The sequence below is a fragment of the Rhodopirellula europaea 6C genome (genome assembly GCF_000338295.1).
GTDB classification, from domain to species: domain Bacteria; phylum Planctomycetota; class Planctomycetia; order Pirellulales; family Pirellulaceae; genus Rhodopirellula; species Rhodopirellula europaea.
The window spans coordinates 119,351-142,958 of sequence record NZ_ANMO01000097.1 but is presented as its reverse complement, the minus strand read 5'-3'; the positions used below and the strand labels follow the sequence as shown (position 1 = coordinate 142,958).

Sequence of the window (23,608 nt, the reverse complement as noted above, 5' to 3'; positions counted from 1 at the left end):
GGCAAAAACCCGCGGCAAAAGTTGTTGAGTGCCGCGAAAGATCAGCCGGTCTTTTCATTCACCGGAATCATCGACCGGCAAGCTGACGCGGACAACTTGCTCGCCCCAATCAACCTTCAGGTTGGCTTGCGCGGCAATTGTCTGAGCCAACTGCGATAGCGTTTGCTTCGTTGCGTCCAAGCTCACCAATGTCTGACTTCGCAGTTTCGCATTGTCGTCGATGGCCAACATCTTCCCCGCCGCACCTGCGAATTGTGACAGCACTTCGTTGGCGGGTTTATTCAACAACTTCAGATCGTAAGTGGCCTCTCTTCCCGATGCCGCGATTTGTGCAGGCGCCGGAGCAGCATTCCATTGCGCCGCCAAAGCCGCGCGATGTCCGGCCGGATTCGTGTGCACTCGCAATGTCTTCGTACGAGTCTTTTGATCGCGACCAGATCGAAACGACGCGGCCGCATCAACGGCTTGGACCGCTCGCCGAACCTCGGCTTCGCCATCCTCCATCGGATAAGTCATCAAGAACTTGACGTCTTTCCAGTCCGTGTCGCTGGGCTCGATGACGCGAACTCCGTCCGGAAGAGAATCATCACGCGACCGCAATCTGGCCAGCGGTGTGCCTCGGCGTGCAGCCATCTGGAATTCTGACAACGCCATCGACGCGACATGCCAAGGGTCAACCTTTCGCAGCTTGGCTTCCGGCCAAACATCGTGCGGCAACCAACGCACACCGACCGCTTCGTCCGATGAGACACCCTGCAAATTCAATCGACGATTCTCTGCGCTCGCGAGCACGGCATTCAGTGCCATGGTCGATGACGTGCCCCTGGGCCATTGAACATCGATTGATTCTTGCTTGGCAGAACTCACCAAAGTACCAAGCGTCCGATCGATCCATTCGGGTCGCCCGACCAACAAAATCCCCGGGATCGGAAAAGCTTCCCAGCCCAGCGGACGGGTCAGTTGGGTCATCGCTTGTGCGGCAGAACCACCGGCCAAATTTAGCGAAACGATTTTGTTTGGGTCGACGCCGCCATCGCGCCACCAAGTCCAAGGCCGATCGGGGCTTCCGGAACTGACCTGCGAAACAATTTGATTGATCGCCTCTTCCGCCGTTTGCCCATCCAATGACACCGTGATCACGGTCCGGGTGAAAGCCGACGCCTGCAACGGAGAGTCCGCTGGAGGCTGACAAAAGGCCGGTAACCCCCAGCAAATGGAAAACGTCGCCCCCAAAACCGCGACCACAAAATGTCTTCCCCAATCTTCTCGCGCTTGCCCGTTCAGTCGATTCGTCGTTTGGACCGAACGGTCGGCAGTTGGGCGAAGTGCCGTGTTTTGGCGGGTTCGGCAAGCTCCCGCGTGCGGAAAGCCATCGAGGAAAAGTGGTTGGGATAGCATCCGACAATCCGTGCGTTGGAAAGTTCTTTTGGTGTGCCGTCTTGCCCGACAGCTTGATCGGTCTAACATCGAGAAGTCAAACCACAGCAGCCAAATTGCAAGTGAAAAACCGGCTCCAGGCCGTTTGACCCGCCCAATCCTCCCAGACCGTCCTGACTAGCCCAAGGTGGAATCGAACGTGACAGCTCCCATCGTCCACACGACTCGCCTAGTCGCCGCCTACCGGCGATACCTCGGCTCCGCGGACGCACCCCGGTTTGCTCACGACGTTGATGAGCACTACACGTCGGCCACGCTGACCGCACTGCTTTCTCGAGGTGAAGTCGAACATCGCCGTGCCGCTGCATTGGCTTTGGGGATGTTGGGCGACCGTCATTCGGTTGATTTTCTTGGCCGAGCTCTCTCGGACAGCGATCGCGGAGTTCGATTGGTCGCGGACGACTCGTTTCATTCCGTCATCGTTCGTGACGCGGCTCCACTGCATCACCAAAAACTTCTTCGCGTCATTCACCTGAACGACGGTGGCGAGTACGCCGCGGCTTTGTCACCCGCGATGGTGCTGATCGACCAAGCTCCTTTGTACGCGGAAGCTCACCATCAGCTCGCAATTTGCTGGCACGGTTTGGAAGATTTTGAGAAGGCAGAAGCCGCCTACCAATCGTGTTTGTGGCATTGCCGATTCCATTACACGGCTTGGCAAAGTCTGGCCAAAGTCCGCGTGCTACTTGGCAAGGGCAACAAAGCACTCGATGCACTGAATCGTTGTCTGTATATCAACCCTGATGTCGAAACGGCTCGCATGCAACGCCGAGTCATCCGTCGCCGGTTGCGTCAAAGCGACGTTTGAACTCGATCTCAGGAAGTAGCTTTGATTCACGATGACACATTGGTCGGCAGCTTGGCATTGCTGATCGCCGCCATCACGACCGCCATCGCAATCGGTCCCTGGATGGCCCCCTATCAAATTCGCTCGATCGCGGCGATTCAAAAGCACTACGGACTCTTGGTCGCGCGCTGTGCTTGGCTACTGATCGCGTTTCTTTCTGCTGTTTGCGGTGCGGCCATTTTGAATGGCATTCGTCCGAGCTATGCATCGCCTCCCGCAACGCTCAATCAGAATCAGTGAAGCCATTTGGTTGGCGATGTTTTCCGCCAATCACGTCTGATCCAACGCGTTGCCAGACACGTTCTACCAAGTGTCACGAGCCCACTTTCCTTGACCAGCGGGGGCATCAAGCTCTCCAAAAGATGTCTTGACTTTGGGTGAGCGGGCTACTAATTGTGGATTTCAGGTCTTTCAATTGGCCCCCTTTCGCAGCCTGAACAAGGGGATGAAGCAATGGCAGCTGAACACACACCTGAAAAAAGATCGACACTCGATCGCTTTCTCAGCGGACTGAGTGAATCGATTTTTCAAACCAAGTTGGGCGTCGCGGACGTCCAGTTGATCGGTTACGTCAGTGACCTGATGTTGCGATTCGTTCGCATCGACGCCGTCCACAAAATGCGGCGCAACGATGGGCGTCCGGCAACGGAAGTCTTTCAGTTGTTGTGCGAAGCCGAACGTCGAATCGGCATCGCCAAACGTGAAGTGCATCGACACATCGGTGACGTCACGCTCTTTTGGGCCGGAATGTTTCCTGAGTCGGTGCGCGGCGATGGCAAGGATTCACCGGACCAATTGCTGAACTACTTCGAACACGGCAAACGGTCGTACAAGATCGCATCAACGATCCAGGCTGATGAAACGCGGCCGCCGTGCGAGCTGCTGAACCGCTTGAGCGACCAGTTCGAACTGTGTGCCTACGGCCTGCGTGAGATCCGCCGCGAAATCGACGATGCCGAACCTGGCCAGCAATTGTTGCTGTCGTGATCCACACGAATCGCCGTTGAAATGGTCGGTTCTTTGATGGCGAAGTAAGTCGTCAAGACAAACACGCCCAGTGCCCAAAACAAGAACGGGTTCGACGATTCCTCGCCGAACCCGTTGAACTATCTGTAGCCGAAGTCTCGCTGTCTATTTTCGGCGAGCCTTCGTCTTCCGGCTTTTTCGCTTCAGCTGTTTTTCGCGAATTGCGAGCACCTCTTCTCGATCAACCGATTCGTGATCACGTGCGATGCAGGCCAGCTCCCACGCTTCATCTTCGCCGTAGCGATTGAACGCGAAGCTGATCTTTTGCCGTCGCCCATCCTCGGTTTTCCAAGACGCACAGTACGCTTGGTATTCGCAACCGGGGTAACGATTGTCGACTGAGTGGGCCAGATGTACCCCCACCTTGCCAGTGGTGTTTCGACTGGTCAACTTGTCTTTGGTCGAGTTATTGGCCGGCCCCAGCACTTCCAACAAAGCCGCGTGGCTTTGTTTTGCCAGCTGCAGTGCTTTGCGTTTTCCGCCGCACATTTTGTCGGAGTAATACTCTGAATTCCGCACTCCATCGCGGCAAACGCGGACCACATATCCCTTCGAGTTGTTCTTTTCGACTCGTGTGATTCCGGGAGCAACGGTCGTTGCTTTGGTGGGTGTCGTTGCCATCTTGCTTTTGAATTGTTCTTCTAGAGGTCATCGGATCGAACGATCGGCAATTCTCACTACGAATTAACCACGTCCTGCGCCCAACTTAGTTCCCTTTTTCATTCTCGCAACTGTTTTGAACCAACACATCATCTTGGGGCTCTGGCCCATCGCGGGAGTCACCACGATTGGCGTCACTCGCGAAAATGCAATCGCGACCATTCATGCCGCAATCGACGCAGGCATCCGTCAGTTCGACACGGCGTACAGCTATGGCCTGCAGGGGGAGGCAGACGAACGCCTTGGGGCGGCTCTCAAGGACCTGGACGGGGCAACTCGCGATGAGATCCAAATCATTGGAAAAGTCGGTCAACGTTACGGCGAAGACGGCGTTCGCATGAACGATGGTAATCCAGAAACACTCGTCGTCGACGCTGAGAACTCACTCCGACGCATTGGCATTCGCTGCTTTGACACGCTGATGTTGCACTGTGTCGATGATGAAGTGCCGATCGAAGCAAGTGCTTGGGCGTTGCAACGGCTGATGCAACGAGGCATGGCGAAACGTGTGGGGGTATGCAACGCCACCCCCGAACAACGAGCAGCTTTCGCGAGCGTTGTTCCTTGCTCAGCGATCCAGTGTCCACTGAATGGACTTCAGCAGGATGCTCTTTCCAACGAGATTGCCAACGCGAAAGAACACGACTGCGACGCGTGGGTTTATTGGACGCTCATGAAAGGATTGCTGGCGGGCAAAATTGAGCGTGACCACGTTTTCGCGGAAGGTGACAGTCGGCCAAACTATCCGATCTTTCAGGGCGCGGCCCGCGAACGAGCTCATGACATTGTCGACAAGCTGAAAGAAATTGCGGCCGACACCGGACGCTCGGTCGCGAATTTGTCAATTTCCTGGGCGGTATCCCAACCTGGCGTGACCGCCGCGTTGGTGGGCGCCCATCGTCCCGAACAAATTGCTGACTTTCGAACCGCGGGCCCATTGCCCAAAGCAGTGCGACGACAAGTCAACGAGCTTTTCGCTACTTCCAGCGATTCGCCGGAGGGATGAACGCGTCGAGCGGTTCGAGAACGTGACCGTTTGTTTCCGCAGCGAAACGGAAACCGATATCGGCGATCGCATCAGCTGCTTGGATGAGTTGCTCTCGGTTGTTCAGCTTCAAAGTCACGCCGCTGTAGACCATCAAGACGTTTTCAATCTCTTTCGAGTCAACCTTTTGAGACACTGACAACAAACGTTTCGCGGCTCGGTCTGCGCGTTTGGCGGCGGTGACACCGTACTTTGCTTTTTGCGTCGCTTCGGCAGTCGCTCGAAGACTGGCTTCCAAGTCCGCGATCATGCCGCTGACGAACATGACACGCAATCGATCGCGAGTGTTCTGGTCATTTGTTTGGCCATCAGAATCGATGAAGTTGTGCCGGATGGTGCCTTGGCTCCACGAGACAAATTCGAAATCCAAGCTACCAGTCGGGTGCCCACCCACGTTGACGAGCTCTTCGTCGGCGGTCGTGTGACAACGCAAGCAGCTTTGTGCAACCAGATACACGTTGACTGGATTTCGCATCCCTGCCGCAACACTCTGAGCCAAACGTTGCTGTCGATGCTCCGGTGTTTCCATCGCTCGCGTGACTTGTTCGCCACCATAGTCATGGTGCAGGTCCAACCACTGCTTAGCTGAACCATGGCACGATTCGCAACTAACCCCCTCGATCGCATGGACGTTGCCTGAGGCCAAGTCGACTTTTTGTGTGTAGTGGCAATCAACACATCGGCCGTCGTATTTGATGGAACGAACGCCCAACTTCGACGCGATCTCTTTCGCGGCTGGACGACGATGCAATTCATCGAAGGTGCGATGGTGAGGTGTTGCCTTCCATACCTTCACTTCATTCGCGTGACACTTGATGCACGTCTCGCTGCCCATGGTCAAATGTGGATCCACTGGCTTGGCCGCCGCACCTTCGACGCTGGTGCTATCGACCGCCGAACTGACCAACACGCCACCCTGAGCGGGAGCCCACCGCATGAACTCGCCGTCAGATGCATCCAGTTCAGGTCCCGACTTCTTGCTCCTCGGCGATTGCAACAAACCAATGGCTGTCATTGCGAGGACCAGCCCCGTGATCACGGATGCAATTGGAAGTCGATTGGTGAAGCTTGACATGCGAATGCGATTGAAGAAGCGGACAAAACGGTTGTAGCTATTCAAATTTACGACACGATTGCGTGCGTTCTGTTCCGCTTCGACTTGAGCGGCACGATCAGCCAACAGGGGGATGCGATCGCAATGGTTGGTTGGTGTGGGGGTGATATTGCAGTTGACGCGATTGAAAGGGATTGGCTATCGCCCAGGCAGGTTCTGTGACCGATCGATCCGTTGACTCGCTCGCCAAGAAAGTCGTCGACGTCGCCATTTCGTGAAACAGAAGAAGTGACTAACGAGAGCTACTGCAACGCAACGAGAAGGATTCTCGGCGACCGCCAGTGAGCTTGTGATACACGCGGCAAGGAGGCCGTGGTGATCAAACTGTTATGGAAGTTGATCTGGGGCAATAGGTCCAATTCGCGGCGGCGATCTCGTCGATCCAGCGTTTCTTTGCTGCGCTGGTTCACGCCGGGTATCTCGGTCACCGGTGTTGTCGCCCTAGTCATCGCTGCGCTGACCGGACAGGTCAATTTGCCAAGCCTCGATTCGCTGCGAGGCAGCGAGGAACCGGTCTACGAAGATCCACTGGTTGCATCTTTGACTCCCGAGCAAATGGCGTCCCGAGGTCATGCCGGAAAAGCACCGATCGGCCAAATTGCCCCGGTCAGCTTGGTCACTCCTGTCAGCGGTCGTGGCCAAAAAAGTGACGCATCGATTCGCATCGCGACGTTCAACATCCAAGTCTTTGGAAAGAGCAAATCAGAAAAACCGGATGTGATGCGTCAACTCGCTCAAGTCTGCTTGTTATTCGATGTCGTTGCGATTCAAGAGATCAAAGGCGATCCTGCACTTCCGATGAACGGCTTGCTAGACGAAATCGCCAGTCTCGGCGGTCGCTACGATGCCACCGTGAGTGCACCCCAGGGCAGGACGTCTCAAACCGAACGATACGGATACATCTGGGACACGGATCGCATCGACCTGATCCCCGAGTCAGACTACTTGGTCAATGACGACCTCGATCGAATGCACCGCGCACCGATGGTCGCCAGCTTCCAAACTCGCGTCACACCGACAGCGACTCGCAAACCATTCCGGTTCACTTTGCTGAATGCGCACACGGACCCTGACGAAGTCGGTTCACGCGTGGGTGACACAGCAGAAAATGAGATGAACGTTTTGGACGATGTCTTTCACAGCGTCCGGATGTATGAATACCAAAACACTGGAGAAGAAGACTTCATCCTGATGGGTGACTTAAATGTCGATACGCGGTGGTTGCTCGAGATGGGACGCATTCCTAACGTGACATCATTGGTTGGCGACAAACCAACCAACACACTGCAAACGAAGACCTACGATCACTTACTGATCGACGCCGCAACGACGCGAGAATTCACGGGCCGAGCCGGCGTGCTGGATCTCAAATCGGCATTGAGAATCACGGAAGAGCAAGCACTGAAGGTCAGCGACCACATGCCGGTTTGGGCGGAGTTTGGAGTCTACGAAATTCCACCTCAATAGCTTCTACTAAGTCCGTCAAAATCGACGAACTCAGACGGGAGCAGCTTCCTCGAACATCCGAACAGGTTGGATCGGATAAGCGAACCGCCCATAGGACATGTCGTAAATGTCCCATTTCTGATGTCCTTCGTCGTGTAGAACGGACTTGATGAGCCGTTCCGTGAGCAGCACCACGTCCCGCCATTCGCTCGTGTCCAACGTCACCAAACCGGTGCTGCGCTGCTCAGCCATATCAGCTGCTTTTTCCAGATGTTTCGCCAGCAACTTCGGTGCGGTCACGGATTCGTGAACCGACAAAGTTGCGTGTTCGTTCGCCCCCGACTCTCGAAGGTCTTGATAGGAATCGTCCACGCTGATCAGACAGTGTCCATCTTCGAGAATGCTGATCATTCGCAGACGGACCTTCCCGTCGAGCTCATCAGTCATACCCAGAATAAGATTCTGGCATCCGACTTGGATCGTCGCATGGCAAGCTGCATCTCCGCGACCGATTTCCACCAACAATGGTTCTTCGAAGTCAGCCTTTTGCCAAAGTACGTTGTGCTCCATCGCTTCGGGAGACGGTTGTGCATTTGCTGGCACGCTCAGACGTGGGTCCAAGTATTTTCTTGAGTAGCTAGCATTCTTGGTCAGCGTTTCTTGAAGCTTGTCCTGTTGAACTCCCGTGGTTGCATACTGGTCCGCATCGACTTCCATACCCTTGGTCTTCTTAGCACGCTTTTGTTTCTTCGATGGCTTTGCCCGTTTTGAACGCCCTTTCTCCGGCACGATCAAATCGTCCAGCGACCCAGGTGACAGCACCATGCTTCGCTTCGTTTTCACGCTGCCACGGATCCCCAGCAACAAGGCTGTTCCGCCGCAAGCGGCAATGAATCCGGCGGCTTGCCAAGCCCACATTGATTGAGCCTGTCCGAGTCCTCCGAGTACGAAGGCCAAACCGTAGGCGGCGACCAAGCTGATCACACCTACGAAGAATGCCAACACCCACGTGACTCGGTTGCCACGACCGGATCGCAAAGGAAGTCCGAACAATCCGACAATGGCGGCAATGGGACAGAACAAAATCCAAAGTCCCCATCCAGCTGAACTGCACAGCAACCATCCCAGCGTCATCGCCAAGGCGGAACCGCCTACCCAAAGTCCAGCGTTGGACTTTGTTTCGGTTTGAGAAATGGGATGCAACGAGTACTGATCCATTTCGGCTGACTTCACAAACGGCTCTGGTAGTTCGAGGCCGATGTACTCAGCCGACGTTGCAATCCACTTGGAGGTAGGGTCTTCGGTGACGAATGCAGTCAGCGTGCCGGTCGACTTCACTTCTTCCAAAGCCAACGCTGCAATGTCTCGGCCCGGTGACAACTTCAATGGTTGTGGCATCGAAGCACCAACGAAGTCTCGCGGAATGACTTCGCCACGAACCATCTGATCGATCAGCTTCCGCGAACGAGGATGCTTCAGAGTTTTCGCAATCGTTGCTTTTGCCATCGCGACCTTGTCGCCTGACATCCAAGCCCGCATTCCCGTTCCGACGGGCAACGGAGCCGTACTGCTGGAATCTGGTTCCAACATCGCGAACTCCATTTCTTCCGATGGCTCCGCGATGGTCGCGTCTGTCAATCGAACGACCGAGGATTCACCGATTCCATATTGGACCAGTTCGGCACAAGTCATTTCGACCGGAGTTTGCTCCGTTGACAAAGCACGGTGAAGCTTGGGAACGGCGATGAGAGTCCCGCAAAAGAGACCGGCCGAGAACAAAACGCTACCGACTGCTGCACGTCGAGTGTTACGTCGTTTTGAGGAGTGCATCCGAAGCTACTCGTTGGTTGGGCTGAGGCGTGGCCGATGGCCAAATGAATTACATGAGGGTGGGGGACGAACCATTCCATCCAAAACTTAGGTCGCACTCCTCGCGGATGCCGTGCGAGGTCGGAAAGAAACCGCTATTTTGTGTCGCTGTGAAGAGACAAGCCCGCGTGATGAACGCTCCCAGGGAACAAGCATGACGGATTCACCCAAGCACAATCAGTCACTGACGTATTGGATTGCGGGTGCGATTGTGGCGGCGATCGCGGTTGCACTGAGCGTCCCGGAAATCGCGGTTCACTTTGAAATCGGCGGCGAGCTTTTTCTACGTGCGTTGAAAATGATCGTCGTTCCGCTGGTCTTCACATCGGTGATGTGCGGCGTGCTGGGGCTTGGCGACGTCCGGCAATTGGGGCGACCAGGCGCGGCCGCGGTGGGGTACTACCTCTGCACAACCGTCTTGGCCGTCATCATCGGATTGATCGTGGTAAACGTCATTCGACCGGGTGACGGAACGGTTGATCCCGCGGTTCTGGAAAAGTTCGCCCAGGGAGCCGAACTTCCCAACGGGCAAACCGAAGCACCGGGCATGGGTGTGGTGCTAGAGAACTTGGCATTGATGCTGATCACCGACAACTTGTTCGCTGCCGCAGCGGACACACAGTTGTTGCCAATCATCGTCTTCACGATCGCAATCGGAGCTTTGATGACAACCATGATGGATCGCGTTCGCTCGATCGCGACCCTGGTCACGGAAGCGAATGATCTCCTCCTGCGATTCGTCATGGCTCTGATGAAAGTCGCACCGATCGGGATCTTTTGTTTGGTGGCCGCCCGATTTGGCAAGGCCCAAGCGGAGGGCCGCTTCTACGAGGAGATCAGCCAAATCAGCTGGTACTTCGCCGCCGTCATCATCGGGCTCGCGATCCATGGCTTTGTGGTCCTTCCGCTGATTTACTACGTCGTGACCAAAAAGAATCCCTATCACTACATGGGGGCAATGAGCCAAGCGTTGCTGACCGCGTTCTCAACGGCCAGCTCGTCTGCGACTTTGCCAGTCACATTGGAATGCGCCGAATCGGCTGGAGTCTCCAAACGCTCGACCGAGTTCGTGATTCCACTGGGAGCGACGATCAACATGGACGGCACTGCTTTGTACGAAGCCGCCGCGGCAATCTTCATCGCGCAAGCCATCGGGTTTGACCTCACGTTATCGGATCAATTGATCGTCGCGGTCACGGCAACGTTGGCTGCGATCGGGGCAGCGGGCATCCCAGAAGCCGGGCTGGTCACGATGCTGATTGTCCTGGGAGCGGTCGGATTGCCACTGGAGTACCTGGGACTGATCCTGGCCGTTGACTGGCTGCTCGATCGCTTCCGAACCGCGGTCAATGTGCTCGGTGACAGCGTCGGCGCGGCGGTTGTGGGGACAACCATTCCCGAAACCGAACCCACAACGACGACGTAGAATCCGCTGCGACTTTGCGTCTACCCTCCGTCCGAAACTCAAGCTTCACGCGACCTTTATATTCGCGGGCGATTCTGGCCGGTCATGGTCTTTTGCCTTCCATCCGCCGTATAATCTTGGCATGAGCGGTCAATGGTTCGTCTTAGTTGGTTTCCGGCACAGTGTGGTCCCCGGCTGGGGGCGATCGCTTTGGTGCTTGGTGGTCGCATTCCTCTGCATACTTTGCGTCCGACCGGGATGGGCGCAAACAACCGCGACGCCTGACACCGGTGTACTGATCGATGTTCCGTCGCCGTTAACCGCTCGCGATGTTGATCGCATTTTGGCCCGGCTGTCTCAAATCGCCGTCACGTCCAAACGAGGTGACGCTTCCGATAGCGGCCGAACCACAGTGGTCATGCGACTGCGAGAGTCCGGCGCCAACGAACGAACCGACACCGGCAGACCGTCTGAGAATCAACCGGCAAACGAGAGCGACGGAACCTCCTTCACTCGAGCAACCACGTTCGAGGACGCTCTCAAGATCGCGCGTGCTGTTTCCAGTGCTGACCTCAAACGTGTCCGAGTCGTCGCCTGGGTCGATGGAGCGGTCAGCGGTCATGACGTGCTACTGCCGCTCGCCTCCGAAACGATTTTGGTTTCATCCGCAGGTTCAATCGGCGACGCCGGCCGTTTCGAGCCTCAGCTGGATGACACGATCGGTGTCCTGTACCAGTCCATCGCTCGACGACGAGCCTTGATCCCTACTGAGCTGGTCGATGGCTTGGTCGACTCCAGCCAGGAAGTCGCAAACGTCAACTTGATCGATGGCGAATCGAGCTTCCTGTCAGGCGACTCGCTGCTGGCTGCCCGATCCGATGGACGAGTTGTGTCCGAAACCACCTTGGCGAACGCCGGTGAACCGCTCGTGTTAGACGCGAACCAACTTCGGCAGATCCGTGCCGCTGCAGCAGTCGTTGATTCGGAGGGAACCGTTTCAGACTGGCTGGAACTGAATGAATTGCAAAGTGACGACCCACGCTCGATCGATCAAGCGGTTGGACGATTGGTCCGAGTCACTGGCAACATCACCGGATCTCGAGTCCGCAGGTGGCAGAGCAACTTGGCGGCTTCGATCGATTCACCGGACGTGAACACATGGCTGGTGGCCATCGATTCTCCCGGCGGCAATCTAAATCGCAGCGCATCGCTCGCCGCAACATTGGCTGATCCCGGCATCGCGATCCAGGCCGTCGGTGGCTGGGTGACTGGTGAAGCCCGCGGCGACGCGGCTTTGATCGCTCTGGCCTGCCAACCCCTGCTGATGTCGCCCGAAGCGACGATCGGCGGCAGTGGTGCAGATGCGATGTCGCCTGAAGATGTGCAACGACAATCAGAATTGATTGACATGATCGCGGAATCGACCGGCCGCAGCGCCGCACTGATTCGCGGAATGCTGGATCCTTCCCTTTCCGTGCATCGATACGTCCACCGTCGATCAGGACGTGTCCGATACGCCACGTCTGAACAGATTCGCCAAGAGACAAACGAAGACGAATCTAGCGATTGGCAGCGGATGGAAAAGATCGAACTCGGGTCTGGACTGAACGCTTCTCAAGCAATCGAACTTGGGCTGGCCGAGGCAACTTCCGAATCGCTCCAGGTAGCCGCCGCGTCAGTGGGTTTGAACGAGGTTCCGCCGGAACTATCCGACCGTGGAATCGTCCGTTGGGTCGAACGACTCGGAGGCCAAACCGGTCTCGCCATGTCGCTGCTTGTGATCGGCTTCATGATGCTGTCAATCGAAGCGAGCGCCCCCGGACTAGGCCTTCCCGGCTTCATTTCTCTGGTCTGTTTCGCGTTCTTTTTTTGGATCAAATACCTCGCGGGGACCGCCGAATGGGCTGAACTTCTCGCGTTTGGACTGGGGTTAGCCTGCATCGGCATCGAGATTTTTGTGCTGCCCGGATTCGGAGTCTTCGGAGTCGGCGGCCTGATTTTGACAGCGATCGGCGTGATGCTGATGAGCCAAACGTTTGTGATTCCACAGAACGCCTACCAGCTCGGTGAACTCACGCGAGGCCTCTGGGTCGCACTGGGTGGGCTCGGCGGATGCGTTCTTGGCATGATTCTGGTCCGGATGTATCTGCCTCAAGCCGCCCTCGCCACGGGACTTTCGATGGGTGTGCCCGAGGCGAACCTGGATGAATCTGAACGCTTGGCCCACTACGACGATCTGATGGGACAAACTGGCGAAGCGACCACGCCACTGCGTCCGAGCGGCAAGGCTCGATTCGGCGAGAGAATTGTGCCAGTTGTCAGCGACGCCACCGCGATTGACGCCGGCCAATCCATTCGCGTGATCCAAGTCCTTGGAAACCGAATCACCGTCGAGGCGGTGGATTGATGCCGGTTCTGTATACGATCGGCCTGCTGGTGATCTTCTTTACGCTGGCCATCGCCGAAATCCTGGTCCCGAGCGCGGGTTTGCTCGGGCTGTTCGCCGTCGCCGCGGCAATCACAGCTGTGCTGATCGCATTCACCGTCAGCCTGAACTTCGCCCTGGCAGTGATTTTGGCCCTGCTGGTACTGACGCCAATCCTACTCAGCATCGTCCTGCGACTCTGGCCCCAAACAACGATTGGCAAAGAAATTCTGAACCGGCGCTCAAGCGAATCGAAAAGCACCACGCCAACAGCAACAGCCCCCGACGGTACACCACTGACTGACTTGGTCGGCCGCTACGGAGTCGCAGCATCGAACCTATTACCAGCCGGCAGGATCATTGTCGACGGCCACAAAGTCGACGCTGTAAGCACCGGAATGCCAATTGACAGCGGAGATCCAATCAAAGTCGTCCGAGTCCAATCCGGCAAACTGCAGGTGCGACTAGCAAGCTCGGAAGAAAGCCAAACTCATCCCCCCACCACATCAACAGAACCAAGCACTCCGTCCAAAAGCCTTGACTCCGCCAAAACCCTTGACGAAGTCAACCTGGATAATCTTGAGTATTGAACTCAGACCTACGGCGAAAACTACTAGCTATCGTATTGGCCAATCGGAACGCTAACGTTCTCAAAAAACAACTCAGGACACTGTTTTTCGCCGACTTCGCTTACGCCATCTTCCGACAGTTGCGCAAGCACCGACTGCCAAAATAGCAAGCGAAGAAGGCTCAGGCACGGCTGACGCCTGGCTAGGTCCGAAAGTCAAGTCGTCCAGAACACCAAATCTGCCAGTGATTGTGAACGCTGAAATTTGTTGACCTGCCAGAACGATTCCCCGAAATTCCCCCGTGTTTGGGGCGCCGTTGGTATCAATATCCGAAATAATATAGGATTCCAACACGGAGTCATTTATATCTAAAGCCGTAATGACGAAATCTGTATTCGACGTGGTGTCATAATTTACAAGACCTCCAACACCACTGACAGGTCCGTCAAGGAAATCAAATCTTACGGTAGCTGAATCCGAATTAAGAGCCACGAAACCACCGCGCCCAGCGTCCCATTCATTATTATCGCCAAGTCCATACGCTCCAGGTGGGTCAGGCACAGTACCCAATTGCGGGAAAGAATCACTTGCTGACAGCGAAATATTATCACCTAAGCCATTTACGATATTGATTGGTTGCGCAGAGGCGATTGATACAAACGGTCCTGAATACCCATCAAAATCAAAGGTTGTTGGACTGCTAATAGCACCTGCTGAAGTAACCAAAGCTGCCTGGAGTTCTCCGCTAGTAAACACAAGGAGCAACAAGCATCCCCCCGTCGCTTTATTCAACCATCTCATCCCATCTTCTCCAGGCTAACACAAAAGGAGTACCGACCGAAAGCAGAGCAATAATCTCGGCACTCGGAAACCGTCGATTGTAACCACTGCCAGAGGGGGAGGGGTAACAAAGCCGCGAATTGCGAAAAATTTGTCTAATCCTATTCCGTCGGGCACGCAATCTGCCGCAGTGCTCGCTCAAGCAACGCTACTTTAACGCTGGAACGTGCAATATTTTTTATTTAACAACATACTGGACTGGTCGTTTTCGCCTTAAGAACCTATCTGGTAACTCGCCCAGGCCGCAAGTCTATGTATTAGCGGGAATTGGTCACCGGTACGTGCGAGTCTTTTGAGCATCCTCCCAGTCGATGCAACATGCACCACTGCCTCACCCAATTCCGTTCGCTTTTAGTAGTCGCCACCAACGTCCGAACCGACTGAAAGTTCGTTGGACGCCCCAACGTTTGGGAAGCAACACAAATCCTTTGGCTGCTTTGGGTGCCGAATAACTTGCAATTATTCGTTGTGGACCAAGCCAAGCAATCAAAGCGTGATTGTCGTACTTTGAATCGGCCCAATCGATTTGCAAGCGTGGTTGCCGCGATTGCGAAAACTGCTAAATCGCCGAACGAGCGGCCTAGGCATCGTCTACTGAATCGATCGTCACCAAGGCGGCAAGCAGCAATCCAAACGTACCGACCGCGATGTTTCGCTTTCGATCCTTGGTATTCTTGCCGCCAACGTCTCTACGGCTTTCACTTCGCTCGCTCGCCTTAACACGCTGGCCGCTCTGGGCTCCATTTCTTCGCTCGGCGATCAGAGCACGCGTACATCGCTGACAATTCAATCGTTGATATTTCTAAACGCTCCATCGCCATGCCACTTGGGGAAGCGGTCGAACACGGTACTCTAGGCAAGAAGATTGTAAGAAATTATACCCAACTTACATCCGCCACGGCATTGTCAGAAGATTGTATTAAGCACTTCACGCGAGCCACCTCCTGGAGGGCGACCGCCATTGCGACTCGTGCGAAAAGGCAGAATCGATTCGCACATGATCTCCCATTGGCAAGCAGTTAAGTCGCCCGGGCATCGTTTTCATTCGGCATCAGTCATCACGCACTCCATTCCGCCGAAAAGCCTAAAGCGTCGCGGTTGCCCGTTTTTCAGCAAACACTTGTTTCCGGTTGAGTTCTAAACGGCTGCCAAGGCACCACAGCCCTTCCCAGGTCGCAAGAAACGGCGGCCATCGGCCGCCGTCTACCCTCGAATATACAACCCTACGCTCTCTTATAGAGATTCAGTGTTGTTAACGAATTCAGGCCAAGGAACATCGCTACTTTTTCCCCTAGGCGTTAACAACGCCTGATAAACCCTATAGTCGATATTATCCGGGATAAAGCGAGTTCCGCCATCAGCCATTGCGGCATTCACGCCATCTGTATGAGCGGACGAAGGCCGAGCGAGCAAGGGAGCAAGCGAGGTAGCATTTGACGCACCTAACTGTAAGTTGAAGATTTCTTCGGAGACAGTTGTCCCACCGCCGTTAATCTTGATTAACGAATTAACGGCGGTCGGCGGAACGGGCGCCCCAGTACCTAGTCTATTCCAAGGGAACGATACATTGCCGCTGTCAGGATCGGCGTAGTGCCAAACCATGCCATGAATATACCGAGCGTCAAACTGGCTGAATACGACATCAGTCTCACCTGAAGCTACGGTGAGGTCGCTTGCATTCACCAAACCAGGCATGAACCAAGGTAACGCCTGTACATTCTCCGAGAAAAGCAACGTATTTCCCGCTCCATCTTTGAAGTCATCAAGGCGAACTTTTGGTCCCTCACCTGAATGCCTGGGTGGAGACATTCCAGACCTGATCACGTTATATTTGCAATTGAAGACTCCGTTTGCACGGTCTTGAGATTCAAGGAAGCCGACAGCAGCCTGAAAATCCGAAGACCCCGTCGAATGACAAAGCCCTGTGTTGGCAATGTAGCTATTGACCCCATTTGAGCCTTGCGCGACAGGATTGCTGGGACATTGCATAATTGCCAAATTTGGGGCGGCGAGAGTATGAAAACCCTCACCACCACCTGCAACAGACCCCGTCGCTTCATGTTCAGCACCGGATGCACCAGAGTGCTGGATTGGATATCGATCCTCTGTCCAGTGCTCATAAGTTGGCTGTGCATCGAGCCAAGGCAGCAGTGCAACTGCCCAAGTTCCAATCTTCATGTGAGACGTAGTACTGGTGTTACCTGGATCCGATGGGTCACCTCCACCCGCAAACCGACCGAAACTCTGCACGTAGCCGGGAAGTTCGCCTTTGGCGTTTTCGTACTGGATCGCCGCCAAGGACAGGTTTTTGATCTGTGTGCTGCATTGGTTGCGACGGGCTGTTTCGCGGGCTGAGTTTACAGCGGGGATTAGCAGGCCCATCAGAATGCCGATGATGGTGATCACCACCAGCAATTCAACGAGAGTGAAACCGGATGGTTTGGTTTTCATGGCGGTGTCCATAGGCGAAGAGATAAGAGACGACGCGATCCGGCAGTCGCCGGTCTGTTCGATCGCTAGCGACACCATTATTCCAAGCCACGACGGGAATTGCAACTCAGAACCCCCTTCCCATCGCTCGAGTGGGGGATTAATGCACCATCTCGTGCGGACTGGCGGAAGTTTACGGTCGTACGCAGGTGACGTGAGTGCCTTTCTGGCAGATCGAACGGCAATCGGTCAACAAATCGCCGGAGATCCACTGCCCCCCAAATGCGAGGCGTTCTCAAAACGACTGCTACGGCAACAACAAAGCGGCGCAGAAACTGTGGTGTTTGAACGAAGATTGATGGCGGAAAACGACAGGAAATCGCCATTTGTCGATCTTGTTTGCAAGCAATCTCGAGCTGGACATTTTGGCGGATCGTCAATGGCTACTATTGCCTGCGTCGCGGAAAATTAGACATCGCGACGATGCTCAGGCAGGCAGAGTGTCGAGCGAGAGCAAATCGCGAAGCGAGCGTCGGCAGCCCTACTTCCGATTTGAACGTGAATCGCGATGGAATCTCACAGCGAACGAGAGGGCTCAGAAGCCGCCCTGATCCACCGCGGCGGTGAGCTCTCGTTTCAAGATCTCATCAATTGGCTTGCGTTGGAACGTCTGGTCAGCCAGCTTCTCACGATCACCGATCAACTTGGCTCGCTGGACCACTTCGCGAATATTTTCGGCCGCAAGCGGTTGCTTCAGCACACGGCCGAGCGGATGAGTGGTATCGACTTGCGTCGTTGGCAACAACACGTCGTTGACGTCGATCACCGTTGCCTTGCCAAGCTCAATCGCACGCCGCAACCTAGAAATCTGTTTCAGCGCATCGTCGCGTTCTTCGTCATCAAAATTTTCTTTGACGAACGAGTCGATCACGTCCAGCTCGCCGTACTGCGGGATTGGTAAACGCACCAAACGCTGCATCACCGCCGACGCTTTTTCCTGCGGGTAGTCATCCGCTCGCATTTCCTTGATCGTCGATTCCAACTGAGCGATGACCGACTTCTTCTCGTCCGGTGGCAAGAGGCTCTGTTCAATCACGTCGACGTAGCCAACCAACGTACGGATCGCGACTTCCGTGCGTTTTTGAAACAACACCCACGTGGTGACGCCACAAAACACAAATGACACGATTCCCATGAGCAACGTGCAAGCAACCACGATGGGCATGCACCCAGGCTCTTGTTGCTCCGGAGTGCTACTCTCTGGTTTCGAGTCGCCGGCGGACGTCGAATCGGGATCGGCACCAGCTCCGGTCAACTCCGGTGCTGGTTCGTTTTCATCGTTGGCCGAGCTCACAGATTGAATTCGATCTTCAGGATTTTGAACTTCAACTTACCTGCTGGCACGTCGACTTCAGCCGTCTCGCCGACTTTCTTGCCAACCAAGCCCTGACCAAACGGACTGGTGACTAGAATCTTGCCGCTGTCGTAATCTTCATCGCCGGCGCCAACCAAAGTGAATTGTTCTTCGTCGCCATAGGCAACGTCTTCCACCGTCACCGTGCAGCCAAACACAACTTCATCCTTGGGCAACGACGACACATCGATGATCGACGCACGAGCGATCTTGTCGCGCAGCTCGTTGATCTTCGCCATCAACATGCCTTGGTTCTCACGCTGAGCGTGATATTCCGCGTTCTCTTTCAAGTCACCTTCTTCACGAGCTTCCGCGATCTTTTGGACGATCATGGGCATCTCTTCGTTTTCCATGCGATTGATCTCGGCCTTGATCTTGTTGTAGCCCTCTCGGGTCATTGGTACCGATTCAACCATTGTCGCGATCCTACATGTGTTTGGCTGGAGACATAAAAAAAGAAACCTTCCCCGAGGGAAAGGTTCGTTCGCAAACCGCAATTGTCGACCAGTCAGATTGAAAAGTCCAGTCCCAGGACCGAATCGACCGGCGATGGTGGGCTCCGTTCCAAAGCCGACCAAACATTCATTTCAATCGATTCAAAAGCAACGATCCGCCGGGGCGATCCGCACCGGTCGCAAACCAAGCCACCGACCGCAAGCCACTTTCTTACCGCTAGTCGCTGAATCGATGAAAGCTCTCATTCTGTCGCTCGGGACTTGGCTGCGTCAGATCACGATCATCCAAGTACTCGACCGGCGCATCACCAGGGTCACCTTCATGCGGCAATCCAATCTCCTCATTCATCCAGCGTCCCAGATCGACCAACTGACATCGCTTGGAACAAAACGGCATCGCCGGCGTCTCATCCGATAGAAAACGGCGGCCGCATGTTGGGCAATTGATTTTGACGGGCGGTTCCATGCAAGGCTCCTCGGTCGGTTCAGTTGGTCAAGCAGCGCCATTTCTGCGACGCACTCAGTAATCTCGCGGTGGAAAAAGCCTCCTCCCGCAGGAGGGCTTGCTACAATCGTCCTGGTCGCATGCGATCGAGACTTTGACACGCGAATTTCGCTGCACTTGTTTGCTGCAGACAGGATTCGATCGAGTCAATCGTTCGCCCGCAACGCCGCTGTCAATCAAACTGGCTTTCCCACGTCCTTTCGTCAAGCTCGCCCGATGCAATCCGAATGCCATCGCCGCCTCCAAACGAGCAACCGCCCCCGCCAATCGGCACATGCGTTGAACTCAATTGAGATTTGGCATGGCCAACCGTCGGCATGGGCGACATTGGCCTGTGCCGTTTTTCTAGCGATGCTCGGCACAGCCCCATCGCCGGCCCAGGAAGCACCGAGTCAGGAAACTCCTAGCCAGGAAGCCAACGAGACCGAAGACCAAACCGCCGACACGCCGCGAGTAACTCGTTACTCGGCCAGTGTCGAAGCCAAGGCGGAAAAAATCCTGAACGAAGCCGGGCTGCGCCGCAGCGGCAAGTCATTGATCGCGAATGAATCGGCCGAGATCGCTCGGGCGATGACCGCTTTGATCAAACAGCGACGCGAATTGGTTCTGCAACAAAAAGAATTCGACGCGGTGCTGGGCCAGGTCCAGCAGATCAACGACCAAATCCGAGCCTCGGAAAACCAAGACGCTGAACTGAATCTGCAATTGGCACGCGTCGCGGGAAACGACGTTGGGTCAAACAATCGAATCGTCGCGTTGATCAACGCCAACCGAACTCGCGTCAGCCAACTTCGATCGCAACGAACCAAGACACAAGAACGCGCCAACGAGCAACGATCCTCGCTCAATTCCAAACAAGCAGACTATGCGGAATCCGTTTTCCAAATCCGCCAAGACCTGGACGCGTTGCGGACGGTGCTCGCGAAAACGCTGGAAGATCCCAAAGTCAAAATCGCGGTCCAAGTCATGAACGCGAACCAGAGCGTTCCCGCATCCATCTCCGCCGAAGACATTTTGCAGACGATCGAACTACGGCTTGCAAAAATCGAGCAAGAAGTTTTCTCTGAATCGATCCCGTTGGAAATCGAACGCAACGGTTCGCTTTATGTGACCGCCAGCGTCAACAACCAACCCATTCGCATGATCGTCGACAGCGGTGCGACGCTGGTGACATTGACCGCCGAAGCAGCCAAGGAACTCAAAGTCGAAATACCGACCGACGCACCGCTTCTGCGTTTGGTGATGGCCAACGGTGATGAAATCTCTGCCAAACGAGTGGAACTGGATTCCGTTCGAGTCGGCCAGTTCGAAGCCAAAGACGTCTCGTGTGCGGTCCTGGAGCCCATCGCCACGCGAGCCGATCCGATGCTTGGGATGAGCTATCTCGGTGAATTTAAATTCGAAATCGATGCCGCACAGAAAAGCCTCAGCATGCTGCGAGTCGAAACGTCGCCTTAGTCCTCCCGATCTTGCAAAACTTGCATCGGCATTCCCCAGCGGCGACAATCAGATCCCCACCGCAGGCTTCCCCGCCCATCTCGCCCCACCTTTGAAAGCACCCGCGAATCGCTCGCGATTGCTTTCCCCGCCGAGCGATCATGCCAACCAGGCTCCCCATCTCGTTGCACGCAGTTCTCCTCGCGTCATCGCTCTTGCTTGCCCCGCTTGCAGAACAAGCCGCGTGCCATGGCGAGGAACCAGACAAAACTGACACCGCCAAGATCCCAAAGCCGGAGTCGATGTCGTTCTTTGAAGATGACATCCGCCCGATGCTGGTCGAGTACTGTGGCGATTGCCATTCGCCAGATGACGACGAGGATCCAGTCGGTTTTCTCAAATCCATGACGATGGATGAGATTCAACTACGCCGCGAAGTTTGGTCGAGCGCGGCGGAGCAATTGCATAACCGCACGATGCCTCCCGCGGATGCGGACCAGCCAACTGAAACGGAACGATTGCGGCTCAGCCAATGGATTGAAGACCACTTGAAGGCCACCGCCTGCGACGGTGGCGAGTTCGCAGGACGCCCCGTGCCACGACGATTCAATCGCGATCAATACACACATGCGATCAATGACCTGACCGGACTGAACTTTGATTTCGTCGAAACGTTTCCTGCCGATGGTGGAGGCGGCGAAGGATTCAACAACAACGGTGAAACCTTGTTCATGCCGCCTTTGTTAATGGAACGCTATCTAGAAGTCGCGTCCCAAGTCATCGACGAGGCGATCGTACTCACGCCGCGGCTGATTGAGTTTCAACCGGACGGCGAAGCACCCATCGCAACGCACACGATGCTTTGCAGCACCGATGAAACATACGGCCTTTCCATTCGGCTGCCGCGAAACGTCCCGGACAACTCACGAGTCCAAGTGCGTGTGGACGGCATCGTCGCGGCGACGTTGAAAGAGAACCACCGAGAGAACGATCATCACTGGATGACGTTGTCGCTCCCGAAAGGACAGCACCACATTGCGGTCCAATTCGATTCCACTGCAAGCGATTCAGCCGATCAAGACTTGCCAACAATCACTCATGCTCGGCTGTTTCAATTGCCTCGAATTGAATACCGCAAAGGGCAACAGATCGAACGCGACCGACAAAAGATGTCCGACGTTGTTCGCGAGTTCGCTTGGAAGAACTCGGAAGCCCCAATCGACCAACTCAGGCCAAAGTTCCATCGCGGGTTCGAAGAATACGGTCGTGACTCGTTGAAAAAACGCTTGGTCGCGACCACGAAGATCCTGGGGCTCGCATCCGATGATGACGCGCTGACTCATCCGGTTTCTCGCGAAGATGCTGAGGTAATCTTGGCTCGCTTCGCTCGACGTGCTTGGCGGCGACCAATCGACCAATCCACGACCGCTCGCTGGATGGTGCTGTTCGATCATGTGGTTGCTCGAGGCGAAACCTCTCGTGCCGCGTTGCAACTGGGCCTGCAAGCGATCCTGACGTCGCCCAACTTTCTGTACATCAGCGAATCCGACTCCGATGACTCAAACCTTCATCGCATCACGGATTTGGAACTCGCGACGCGGCTTTCGTTTTTCCTTTGGTACTCGATCCCCGACGAGCAACTGCTGAAACTTGCCGAGCGTGGTGAGCTCAGCCAGCCTGAGACGCTTCGCGAAGAAGTCGACCGGATGCTCGCCGATCCACGCTCGAAACGCTTCGCCGATGCGTTTGCCAGCCAGTGGCTCGGAACCGCCGCGGTTGGAAACACGGTCATCCCTGACACCAACTTTTTCAAACCGGCATACTCCGACAAGCTCGTGATCGATCTTCGCGAACAAGTCGGCCAAACGATGGCCTGGATGATTCGCGAAAATCGACCGGTGACGGATTGGATCGATTCCAACACGGTCGTCATCAACCATCGGTTGGCCAAACACTACGGAATGGAAACCACTGCGAAGAAACTGAAAGACGACAAAGATCGATTCGTTGCCGTTCGCATCGCAGACGATTCCGAAGCGTCGCGTCGCACCGGAGCTTTGGGCTTGGGTGCCGTTCACATGCTGACCAGTTATTCGCGGCGAACCAGTCCCGTGCTTCGAGGGGCGTGGGTGCTCGAGACAATCTTTGGAACTCGAGTCCCGGCACCGCCGCCGGATGTCCCGTCGCTGCCGGGCGGTGAAAAAGAGAACGGCAAAAAGACGGTTCGCCAACGACTGGAACAGCACCGAGAAAACCCAACCTGTGCCGCCTGCCACGACTTGATCGATCCTATTGGTTTCGCACTCGAAAACTTTGACGTGATCGGTCGATGGCGTGATCATGAACGCGGTCCCGCCAGCGAAGAGGATTGGCAGAAGAAGATTGAAAAAGCTCCCGAAACAATCGCGAAGCTTCCGATGATCGACAGTTCGGGACGGTTGCCCAGCGGAGAAACGTTCGACGGCGTTGACGAATTGCGGGCTGTCCTGATGGCTCGGCAAGACGCTTTCCTGGACGAGTACATCCGGCGCATGCTTGGGTTCGCCTTGGCGAGAAGCCTAGAAGAAGCCGACGCGTGCACGATCGATTCCATTCGAAATCACATGTTGGATAACGATCTGCGGACTCGCGAGTTGATTCACGCGATCATTCAAAGCACTCCATTTCTGAACCGAGGCTAAACG

General features: G+C 55.3%; 19 protein-coding genes. 10 read left to right on the top strand and 9 right to left on the bottom strand.

Annotation, left to right across the window (positions count from 1 at the left end; genetic code table 11):
• Positions 1 to 54 precede the first annotated feature (54 nt).
• On the bottom strand, positions 55 to 1,398 hold the full coding sequence (locus tag RE6C_RS09170; protein WP_236618058.1) for a hypothetical protein: 1,344 nt from the start codon (positions 1,396 to 1,398) through the stop codon (positions 55 to 57).
• Positions 1,399 to 1,576: 178 nt separating this feature from the next.
• Between RE6C_RS09170 and RE6C_RS09165 the strand changes: the two genes are divergently transcribed.
• The 3 genes from RE6C_RS09165 to RE6C_RS09155 all read left to right on the top strand — a co-directional run bounded on the left by RE6C_RS09165 (position 1,577) and on the right by RE6C_RS09155 (position 3,271).
• A complete protein-coding gene (locus RE6C_RS09165; protein WP_236618057.1) occupies positions 1,577 to 2,245 on the top strand; it encodes a HEAT repeat domain-containing protein in 669 nt (222 codons plus the stop codon).
• A gap of 21 nt (positions 2,246 to 2,266) precedes the next feature.
• Positions 2,267 to 2,524, top strand: coding sequence for a hypothetical protein (locus RE6C_RS09160; protein WP_008655864.1), 258 nt, complete (start codon positions 2,267 to 2,269; stop codon positions 2,522 to 2,524).
• A gap of 213 nt (positions 2,525 to 2,737) precedes the next feature.
• Positions 2,738 to 3,271: a hypothetical protein gene (locus RE6C_RS09155; RefSeq protein WP_008655863.1), complete on the top strand. Its 534-nt coding sequence runs from the start codon at positions 2,738 to 2,740 to the stop codon at positions 3,269 to 3,271.
• A gap of 144 nt (positions 3,272 to 3,415) precedes the next feature.
• On the opposite strand, the gene RE6C_RS09150 is transcribed toward RE6C_RS09155, so the two are convergent.
• A complete protein-coding gene (locus tag RE6C_RS09150) occupies positions 3,416 to 3,931 on the bottom strand; it encodes a hypothetical protein (protein WP_008655862.1) in 516 nt (171 codons plus the stop codon).
• A 115-nt stretch (positions 3,932 to 4,046) separates the two neighbouring features.
• Between RE6C_RS09150 and RE6C_RS09145 the strand changes: the two genes are divergently transcribed.
• A complete protein-coding gene (locus RE6C_RS09145) occupies positions 4,047 to 4,976 on the top strand; it encodes an aldo/keto reductase (RefSeq protein WP_008655859.1) in 930 nt (309 codons plus the stop codon).
• Here the strand turns inward: RE6C_RS09145 and RE6C_RS09140 are convergent.
• Positions 4,948 to 6,090, bottom strand: a complete 1,143-nt coding sequence (locus RE6C_RS09140) for a multiheme c-type cytochrome (RefSeq protein WP_039961674.1) — start codon at positions 6,088 to 6,090, stop codon at positions 4,948 to 4,950. The genes RE6C_RS09145 and RE6C_RS09140 overlap by 29 nt on opposite strands.
• A gap of 351 nt (positions 6,091 to 6,441) precedes the next feature.
• Here RE6C_RS09140 and RE6C_RS09135 point away from each other — a divergent pair, with 351 nt between their 5' ends.
• Positions 6,442 to 7,596, top strand: coding sequence for an endonuclease/exonuclease/phosphatase family protein (locus tag RE6C_RS09135; RefSeq protein ID WP_039961647.1), 1,155 nt, complete (start codon positions 6,442 to 6,444; stop codon positions 7,594 to 7,596).
• Positions 7,597 to 7,626: 30 nt separating this feature from the next.
• On the opposite strand, the gene RE6C_RS09130 is transcribed toward RE6C_RS09135, so the two are convergent.
• Positions 7,627 to 9,405 carry an MFS transporter gene (locus RE6C_RS09130; protein ID WP_008655852.1) on the bottom strand — a complete coding sequence of 593 codons (1,779 nt, stop codon included), beginning with the start codon at positions 9,403 to 9,405 and terminating at the stop codon, positions 7,627 to 7,629.
• A 193-nt stretch (positions 9,406 to 9,598) separates the two neighbouring features.
• Between RE6C_RS09130 and RE6C_RS09125 the strand changes: the two genes are divergently transcribed.
• The 3 genes from RE6C_RS09125 (at position 9,599) to RE6C_RS09115 (ending at position 13,864) form a co-directional block, all read left to right on the top strand.
• Positions 9,599 to 10,870, top strand: a complete 1,272-nt coding sequence (locus RE6C_RS09125) for a dicarboxylate/amino acid:cation symporter (RefSeq protein WP_008655851.1) — start codon at positions 9,599 to 9,601, stop codon at positions 10,868 to 10,870.
• Between the two features lie 121 nt (positions 10,871 to 10,991).
• A complete protein-coding gene (locus RE6C_RS09120; protein ID WP_039961645.1) occupies positions 10,992 to 13,256 on the top strand; it encodes an NfeD family protein in 2,265 nt (754 codons plus the stop codon).
• Positions 13,256 to 13,864, top strand: coding sequence for an NfeD family protein (locus RE6C_RS09115; protein WP_008655847.1), 609 nt, complete (start codon positions 13,256 to 13,258; stop codon positions 13,862 to 13,864). Before RE6C_RS09120 ends, RE6C_RS09115 begins: the two co-directional genes overlap by 1 nt.
• 72 nt (positions 13,865 to 13,936) lie before the next feature.
• Here RE6C_RS09115 and RE6C_RS30150 read toward each other — a convergent pair whose 3' ends face one another.
• The 5 genes from RE6C_RS30150 to RE6C_RS09080 all read right to left on the bottom strand — a co-directional run bounded on the left by RE6C_RS30150 (position 13,937) and on the right by RE6C_RS09080 (position 19,448).
• A complete protein-coding gene (locus RE6C_RS30150; protein WP_160167196.1) occupies positions 13,937 to 14,635 on the bottom strand; it encodes a PEP-CTERM sorting domain-containing protein in 699 nt (232 codons plus the stop codon).
• Between the two features lie 1,281 nt (positions 14,636 to 15,916).
• The gene (locus RE6C_RS09105; protein WP_390175915.1) at positions 15,917 to 17,134 is read right to left on the bottom strand and encodes a DUF1559 family PulG-like putative transporter; all 1,218 of its coding nucleotides are present in this window, start codon (positions 17,132 to 17,134) and stop codon (positions 15,917 to 15,919) included.
• A 574-nt stretch (positions 17,135 to 17,708) separates the two neighbouring features.
• Positions 17,709 to 18,467 carry a hypothetical protein gene (locus tag RE6C_RS09095; RefSeq protein WP_008655838.1) on the bottom strand — a complete coding sequence of 253 codons (759 nt, stop codon included), beginning with the start codon at positions 18,465 to 18,467 and terminating at the stop codon, positions 17,709 to 17,711.
• The gene (gene greA, locus RE6C_RS09090) at positions 18,464 to 18,943 is read right to left on the bottom strand and encodes a transcription elongation factor GreA (protein WP_007339475.1); all 480 of its coding nucleotides are present in this window, start codon (positions 18,941 to 18,943) and stop codon (positions 18,464 to 18,466) included. Before greA ends, RE6C_RS09095 begins: the two co-directional genes overlap by 4 nt.
• Before the next feature lie 256 nt (positions 18,944 to 19,199).
• A complete protein-coding gene (locus RE6C_RS09080) occupies positions 19,200 to 19,448 on the bottom strand; it encodes a DNA gyrase inhibitor YacG (protein ID WP_008655834.1) in 249 nt (82 codons plus the stop codon).
• A gap of 318 nt (positions 19,449 to 19,766) precedes the next feature.
• On the opposite strand from RE6C_RS09080, the gene RE6C_RS09075 reads away from it, so the two are divergent.
• Both RE6C_RS09075 and RE6C_RS09070 read left to right on the top strand, forming a co-directional pair.
• Positions 19,767 to 20,945 carry a retropepsin-like aspartic protease family protein gene (locus RE6C_RS09075; RefSeq protein ID WP_008655831.1) on the top strand — a complete coding sequence of 393 codons (1,179 nt, stop codon included), beginning with the start codon at positions 19,767 to 19,769 and terminating at the stop codon, positions 20,943 to 20,945.
• 140 nt (positions 20,946 to 21,085) lie between these two features.
• Positions 21,086 to 23,605, top strand: coding sequence for a DUF1592 domain-containing protein (locus tag RE6C_RS09070; RefSeq protein ID WP_008655830.1), 2,520 nt, complete (start codon positions 21,086 to 21,088; stop codon positions 23,603 to 23,605).
• The last annotated feature ends 3 nt before the right edge of the window (positions 23,606 to 23,608 follow it).

Coding starts and splice junctions, on each gene's coding strand:
- RE6C_RS09170 (WP_236618058.1), bottom strand. CDS start 1,398: ATGCTATCCCAACCACTTTTCCTCGATGGCTTTCCGCACGCGGGAGCT.
- RE6C_RS09155 (WP_008655863.1), top strand. CDS start 2,738: ATGGCAGCTGAACACACACCTGAAAAAAGATCGACACTCGATCGCTTT.
- RE6C_RS09150 (WP_008655862.1), bottom strand. CDS start 3,931: ATGGCAACGACACCCACCAAAGCAACGACCGTTGCTCCCGGAATCACA.
- RE6C_RS09140 (WP_039961674.1), bottom strand. CDS start 6,090: ATGTCAAGCTTCACCAATCGACTTCCAATTGCATCCGTGATCACGGGG.
- RE6C_RS09130 (WP_008655852.1), bottom strand. CDS start 9,405: ATGCACTCCTCAAAACGACGTAACACTCGACGTGCAGCAGTCGGTAGC.
- RE6C_RS09125 (WP_008655851.1), top strand. CDS start 9,599: ATGACGGATTCACCCAAGCACAATCAGTCACTGACGTATTGGATTGCG.
- RE6C_RS09120 (WP_039961645.1), top strand. CDS start 10,992: ATGAGCGGTCAATGGTTCGTCTTAGTTGGTTTCCGGCACAGTGTGGTC.
- RE6C_RS09115 (WP_008655847.1), top strand. CDS start 13,256: ATGCCGGTTCTGTATACGATCGGCCTGCTGGTGATCTTCTTTACGCTG.
- RE6C_RS09105 (WP_390175915.1), bottom strand. CDS start 17,134: ATGAAAACCAAACCATCCGGTTTCACTCTCGTTGAATTGCTGGTGGTG.
- greA (WP_007339475.1), bottom strand. CDS start 18,943: ATGGTTGAATCGGTACCAATGACCCGAGAGGGCTACAACAAGATCAAG.
- RE6C_RS09080 (WP_008655834.1), bottom strand. CDS start 19,448: ATGGAACCGCCCGTCAAAATCAATTGCCCAACATGCGGCCGCCGTTTT.
- RE6C_RS09070 (WP_008655830.1), top strand. CDS start 21,086: ATGCCAACCAGGCTCCCCATCTCGTTGCACGCAGTTCTCCTCGCGTCA.